Annotated in this window: 4 protein-coding genes; 3 read left to right on the forward strand and 1 reads right to left on the reverse strand. The window is 49.9% G+C overall.

Annotation, left to right across the window (positions count from 1 at the left end; translation table 11 throughout):
* Window positions 1-254: hypothetical protein (locus ACOJS8_RS19800; protein WP_420150281.1), on the reverse strand; the 254-nt coding region annotated here is incomplete at its 3' end.
* A 207-nt stretch (window positions 255-461) separates the two neighbouring features.
* Between ACOJS8_RS19800 and ACOJS8_RS19805 the strand changes: the two genes are divergently transcribed.
* From ACOJS8_RS19805 to ACOJS8_RS19815, 3 genes are all read left to right on the forward strand, one after another.
* Window positions 462-800, forward strand: a complete 339-nt coding sequence (locus tag ACOJS8_RS19805) for a PadR family transcriptional regulator (protein ID WP_420150282.1) — start codon at window positions 462-464, stop codon at window positions 798-800.
* Between the two features lie 102 nt (window positions 801-902).
* Window positions 903-3,518 (forward strand): ABC transporter permease, encoded by a 2,616-nt coding sequence (locus ACOJS8_RS19810; RefSeq protein ID WP_420150283.1) that lies wholly within the window; start codon window positions 903-905, stop codon window positions 3,516-3,518.
* Between the two features lie 87 nt (window positions 3,519-3,605).
* Window positions 3,606-6,266 carry an ABC transporter permease gene (locus ACOJS8_RS19815; RefSeq protein WP_420150284.1) on the forward strand — a complete coding sequence of 887 codons (2,661 nt, stop codon included), beginning with the start codon at window positions 3,606-3,608 and terminating at the stop codon, window positions 6,264-6,266.
* Window positions 6,267-6,386 lie beyond the last annotated feature (120 nt).

Consider the following 6,386-nt stretch of genomic DNA (forward strand, 5'->3'; position numbering starts at 1 on the left):
ACCTTTCCCTGCGACACTACGTCCATAAATCCATTCAGGCGGGACGTAATAAAACATCTGTCGGGCTGAGCATCGACAACCCCGGAATAGACAACTTGCTGAGGTTCCCGAAAATTGATAAAAAGCTCTATACAAAGGTCGGGCAGCACCCGCATCGGCGCGGTCGAGCGGATTGGCACATTGCTTTCCATCGAGCATATTTCCCTGACGAATGGCTTCAGAATGGGGTCTATATCATGCAGTTGGTAAGGCATTTACCAAAGGTAATCATTTCGCAAAAAAGACCATTTCCACGTCTCGGCTACTTAACGTAACCTGTCCGTTTTGCGGACAACGAATGTCCAGAATCGGACACATACTTCGACTCAGTTTTCATGAAAACGGCTTTAAACTTCTATTCAGGGCGATACAGTCGAGTTGGCCCCTTATTTGTTCGGCATTATCGTATAAAATACCAAACCATGAAAAGGGCCTTTCTGGGAGAGTTCGAAGAAGTTGTTCTGCTGACCGTAGCTGTCCTTGACGAAGGTGCCTACGGCGTCAGTATTACGCAGGAAATTGAGCAGAAAACCGGCCGATCCGTTGGCTTCAGTACGGTTCATACAACACTGCAACGCCTGGAAGAAAAAGGATTTCTTTCCTCGCGCATGGGCGGTGCTACGGCCGAGCGTGGGGGGCGTCGAAAGCGATTTTTCAACGTAACGGCAGCTGGTCGGAAGGCGTTGCAGGAAGTGAAGCAGGTGCGTATGGAACTATGGAACGCACTCCCTCCGCAGACATTGCAATTGATGGGAGGGTGAAAGCGGGGCTGGCGCGGATAGTAGGGATAGCCCGGTAAAACCTACACTCCATCAACCCCTGCCTTCGCGCCAGCCTTGCCACCCTCTGCCATCCCTGTTTTCATGCCAGCCACCCCCGCTATGTCTACCCCGCCCCACTTCGCTACCTGGCTGCTTGAGCACCTGGGTCACCCCGACACTCGCGAAGAGGTGCAGGGTGATCTGCTTGAACTCTACACCGACTGGGTGAAGACGGTGGGCGTACGCAAAGCTAACTGGCGATATGTAATCAACGTATTGAAGTTACTCAGACCACTGGCAAAACCGAAACAAAGAGACCAGTTTACAACACCTTACTTTCTAAGCCCTGCTATGCTACGTAATTATCTGACAGTTGCCTTTCGCAATCTGCTTCGCAACAAAGCCTTTTCAGTAATCAATATGTTAGGCCTTGCTTTAGGCATGGGCTGCGCGCTGCTTATTTTGCTCTGGGTACAGGACGAACGTAGCGTCGATGGTTTTCACGCCAACAGCAAATACTTATATCAGGTATACGAAAGGCAGAAGTTTGATGGGAAAACCGATGCCAGCTATTCTACCCAGGGCTTGTTGGCCGATGAGCTGAAACGGGTTATACCGGAAGTCCAATACGCCAGTAGTCTGGAGTGGAATAATACGTATACGTTTCAGGTGGGCAATCAGGTTAGCAAAATGGAGGGTACGTTTGCCGGAGCCGATTTTTTCAGGATGTTCAGTTATCCGCTTCTGGAAGGCAGTCCCGAAACTGCGTTAAGCTCCCCAGGCAGTATTGCGATTTCCCGAAAAATGGCTGACCAGTTATTTGGAAGTCCTAAACAGGCCATTGGCAAGATCATCCGCTATGAAAACAAAGAGGACCTGAACGTAACGGCGGTTTTTGAAAACCTACCAGCGAATTCGTCTCAGCAGTTTGATTTCCTTAGGACATGGAACGATTATGTGAAGACAAACGAATGGGTCCATAACTGGGGTAACTACAATCCGTTTACGTTCCTCCAACTGCGTCCAGGTGCTGATCCAGCTAAAGTGGCAGCGAAAATCAAGGATTTTACGTACCGTTATAAACCCAAAAACAAGGCTTTCATTGAAGAGTTGGCGTTGCAACCCTACGCAGAAAAGTATCTTCATGCTACGTTCAAAAATGGTCAGCTTGATGGGGGGCGTATTGACTATGTTCGTCTGTTCAGTATCGTAGCACTGTTTATTCTGGTTATTGCCTGCATCAATTTCATGAACCTGGCTACGGCCCGCTCAGCCAAACGCGCCAAAGAGGTGGGTGTACGGAAAGTAGTGGGGGCCGTTCGTTCTGCACTAATGGGCCAATTCGTGGGTGAGGCTCTATTGCTTACGTTCTTCGCGATTCTTCTCGCCGTGGTACTGGTCGCACTGGTATTGCCGACCTTTAATAATCTCACCGGTAAACAGCTGGCCTTACCCTTTAGTCAACCTTTATTCTGGGTTACATTATTGGCTTTACTGACCTCAACCGGCTTTTTATCGGGCAGTTACCCCGCTTTATTTCTGTCGGCACTGAGTCCGATTCGGGTCTTGAAAGGTAGCCTTCGGTTCAGTCCGGGTGCCACAACGTTCCGTAAAAGTCTGGTCGTATTACAGTTTGGCCTTTCCATGCTGCTAATTGTCGGTATGATCGTGATGTACCGTCAGATGAGCTACATCCAGACGAAAAATCTCGGCTACAATCGCGAAAATCTCATTTACATTCCACTGGAAGGGGAATTGGGTACTAAATACACGCTCTTCAAAGAAGAAGCCAGTAAACTACCTGGTGTGCTGACCATTTCGCGAATGCGTGGTACCCCTACCCTAATTTCTCATCACACAGGCGACTTCGAATGGCCCGGCAAAGATCCCAATCTGGCGATCTCCTTTGCTGATGAGACGGTGGGGTATGATTTCGTGAAGACGATGAAGCTAAAGCTCATAGAAGGGCGCGATTTTTCGAAGACGTTTGGCACCGATTCCGTTAGCTTCTTGATAAACGAAACGGCGATGGCAAAAATGGGGTATAAAAACCCAATTGGCCAGCCACTAACCTGGGGTCAGCGGCAAGGTACGATAGTTGGCGTTTTGCAGGATTTCCACTTCAGTTCCATGCACCAGGCAATTGAACCACTAGTGATTCGTCTGGATGAAAAACGAAGCTGGGGAACAATCCTGGTACGTACTGAAGCGGGTAAAACTCAGGAAGCACTGACCCGCCTGGAAGGCGTCTGCAAACAACTCAATCCTAATTTTCCGTTTACGTACCAGTTTTCGGATCAGGAATTCACCCGGCTTTATCAAAGCGAACAGATGGTCAGCCAGTTAGCGACCTATTTCGCCATCCTGGCCATTTTTATTTCCTGTTTGGGTCTGTTCGGTTTAGCTACATTCACAGCCGAGCAACGTACCAAAGAAATCGGTGTTCGGAAAGTGCTGGGCGCGTCAACAGCCAGCGTCGTAACCTTATTGGCCAGAGATTTTTTAAAGCCAGTTTTGTTAGCCATCCTCCTCACAACGCCCGTTGCGTGGTACTTCATGCAGCAATGGTTGCAAGGATTCGCGTATAAGATCGATATTGAATGGTGGATGTTTGCCGGAGCGGGCACATTGGCAATTTCCATAGCCCTTGTGACAGTGAGTTTTCAGAGCGCCAAAGCCGCTTTGACAAATCCGGCCAAATCGTTACGTAGTGAATAGCAGAGGGCATGGGGGTCGGGACAGAGGGTAACCCCGGCATCAACCTATGCTTATGCCCTAACCCCTTTGCCCAAAACCCTATGCCCTATGAACCCTACCCCACCTCACTTCGCTACCTGGCTGCTGAAAACCTTCGGTCATCCCGATACGTCGGAAGAACTACAGGGTGATTTGCTTGAACTATATCATCACTGGGTGGAGACGGCGGGCGTACGCAAAGCCCGCTGGCGGTATGTCATCAACGTACTGAAATTACTACGTCCTTTTGCCCCATCTACCTCCAATCAATACGTATCCCCTTCGTTTCTCAGTCCTGCTATGATCCGTAATTACCTCAAAATCGCCTGGCGGAACCTCGTTCTCCACAAAGCTTTTACGCTAATTAATATAGTTGGTCTGGCAGTTGGCCTGGCTACCTGTTTACTGATTGTGCTGTTTGTGTTGCACGAACAGAGCTACGACCGTTATCACGCGCATGCCGACCGCATTTACCGCATGACGCTCTATGGCCATATAGACGAGAAAGACATTAAGCTGGCCTACGCCCCCGGTCCGGCTGGCGAAGCGTTATTGCGAGACTGTCCGGGCGTGGAAGCCGTTACCCGGCTTCGCAAGGAAGGCGATTTTTTAGTAAAGCACGGTAACGATTTTATCAAAGAAAAACATGTGGCCTTTGTCGATTCCAATTTCTTCTCAGTGTTCACAATTCCGATGCTGAAAGGCCCTCGCAAGGATGCACTCACGGAGCCAAACACACTCGTGCTTACCGAATCCATCGCCCGAAAGTATTTTGGTCAGGCCGACCCGATTGGCAAAACGCTCACACTTGGGCATCTGGGCATTTTTCGGATTACCGGAGTCTGTGGTGATGTGCCTTCCAACACGCACTTTCAGTACAACATGTTCGGTTCGTTTTCATCAGTCAAGACGGGCAAAAAATGGATGGCCAGTGGCGCGTACACCTATCTGCGGCTCCGGGATGGCTATCCGATCCGTCAGGTAGAAGCGATCAGTCAGGGGTTTATGAGTAAATACATGGCTTCTGAAATCAAGGAGTTCTTTGGGGTTACGTTGTCCGATTTTCTCAAAAAAGGCAATCGCTTTGGGTTTACATTCCAGCCACTGACTGATATTCATCTGCATTCCAGCCTGGACGACGAACTGGAAGCCAACAGCGATAGCAAATACCTTTACATTTTCTCGGCCATTGCGCTGTTTATCCTGTTGCTGGCCTGCATCAATTTCATGAACCTGAGTACAGCCGGATCGGCCGGGCGTTCGAAAGAAGTGGGAATTCGGAAAGTGCTCGGTTCTGTTCGGAAGCAGTTAGTCAGTCAGTTTATGGCCGAATCGGTGCTGATCACGTTTCTGGCGTTAGGATTGGCGTTAGGGCTCGTTGTGCTGGCATTACCGACCTTTAATGACCTGGCCGGAAAGCAATTTACCTACCGCGCATTTATAGGCGGCTGGATGTTGCCGGGCACTGTGCTGGCCTGTCTGATCATTGGCTTATTGGCGGGCGTTTACCCCGCTTTCGTCCTGTCTTCATTCCGGCCCATAGCCGTTCTGAAAGGCAGTTTACAGACGGGCGCGCGCAATGGCTGGCTACGTAGTACATTGGTTACGGTTCAGTTTGTGGTATCGATCAGCATGATTATCGCGACGATCGTTGCGAATCAGCAGCTCCAGTTCATCCAGAATAAAAAGGTTGGCTTTGATAAGGAACAGGTACTGGTGCTGCACGATACGCATGTGCTGGGACCAAAACTGGCCGCGTTTAAGGCTGAACTGGCCAAAATGGCGGCTGTCAGTCGGGTGTCGATGGCGGGGTTTCTGCCAGCCGGAGCGTCAAACCAGAGTGTCGATGGGATTCAGATTCGCAACGGAGCGCAGGTTTCGACGTACCGAAACAAAACCTACTACGTCGACGAAGATTATTTACCAACGTTAGGCATTCGTCTGGTGCAGGGACGGAATTTTTTGGGTGCGTCACCTGCCGAAAAATCGAACGTACTGATCAACGAATCGGCGGCCCGCATGTATGGTTTCACTAATCAGGCGGCTGGCTCCCCAATTGGCAAACAGATTTCAATAGTAGGTGATGGCACTGAAGGTAGCCAGCGAACCTATACGGTTGTGGGCGTGGTAAAGGATTTCCATTTCGAGTCGATGCATCAGCCGATTGCACCGCTGGTTATGTTTTACGGCCACGACAATGGGCAACTGGCGCTACGTATCCAGACGAGCGATATACCCGGCCTGCTCCGCACTGTTGAACAGCAATGGAAAACGCAGACCGACAATCCGTTTGAGTACTCGTTCCTGGATGAGCGATTCAACACCATCTACCAATCTGAACAACGTATCGGCCGACTGGTGAGCATTTTTGCCGCATTGGCCGTGATGATTGCCTGTCTGGGTCTGTTTGGGCTGGCAATGTTTACCGCTCAGCAACGTACCAAGGAAATTGGTGTACGGAAGGTCTTGGGCGCTTCCGTCGCCAGCGTAGTATCCCTGTTGTCGAAAGATTTCCTGAAGCTGGTGGTATTAGCCATTGTGATTGCCTCGCCCGTTGCATGGTACGTAATGAACCAATGGCTGCAGGATTTCGCGTACCGGATTGCTATCGAATGGTGGGTTTTCGCCCTGGCCGGAATTTTATCGATAGGCATTGCCTTACTAACGATCAGTTTTCAGAGTATCAAAGCGGCACTGGTAAACCCGGTAAAATCACTACGTTCTGAGTAGCGAGGATGGCAGGGGTTGCAGGGAGTTGTTTTAATACGTTATAATCCCTGCAACACTCGCCATCCCTGCCCTACTGTAACCTTTCGACCAAAGCTGAGTTCCCAGAAAAAATTCTGTTTA

Origin of the sequence: Spirosoma sp. (assembly GCF_048594605.1) — a bacterium.
Taxonomy (GTDB): Bacteria; Bacteroidota; Bacteroidia; order Cytophagales; family Spirosomataceae; genus Spirosoma.

Coding starts and splice junctions, on each gene's coding strand:
- ACOJS8_RS19805 (WP_420150282.1), top strand. CDS start 462: ATGAAAAGGGCCTTTCTGGGAGAGTTCGAAGAAGTTGTTCTGCTGACC.
- ACOJS8_RS19810 (WP_420150283.1), top strand. CDS start 903: ATGCCAGCCACCCCCGCTATGTCTACCCCGCCCCACTTCGCTACCTGG.
- ACOJS8_RS19815 (WP_420150284.1), top strand. CDS start 3,606: ATGAACCCTACCCCACCTCACTTCGCTACCTGGCTGCTGAAAACCTTC.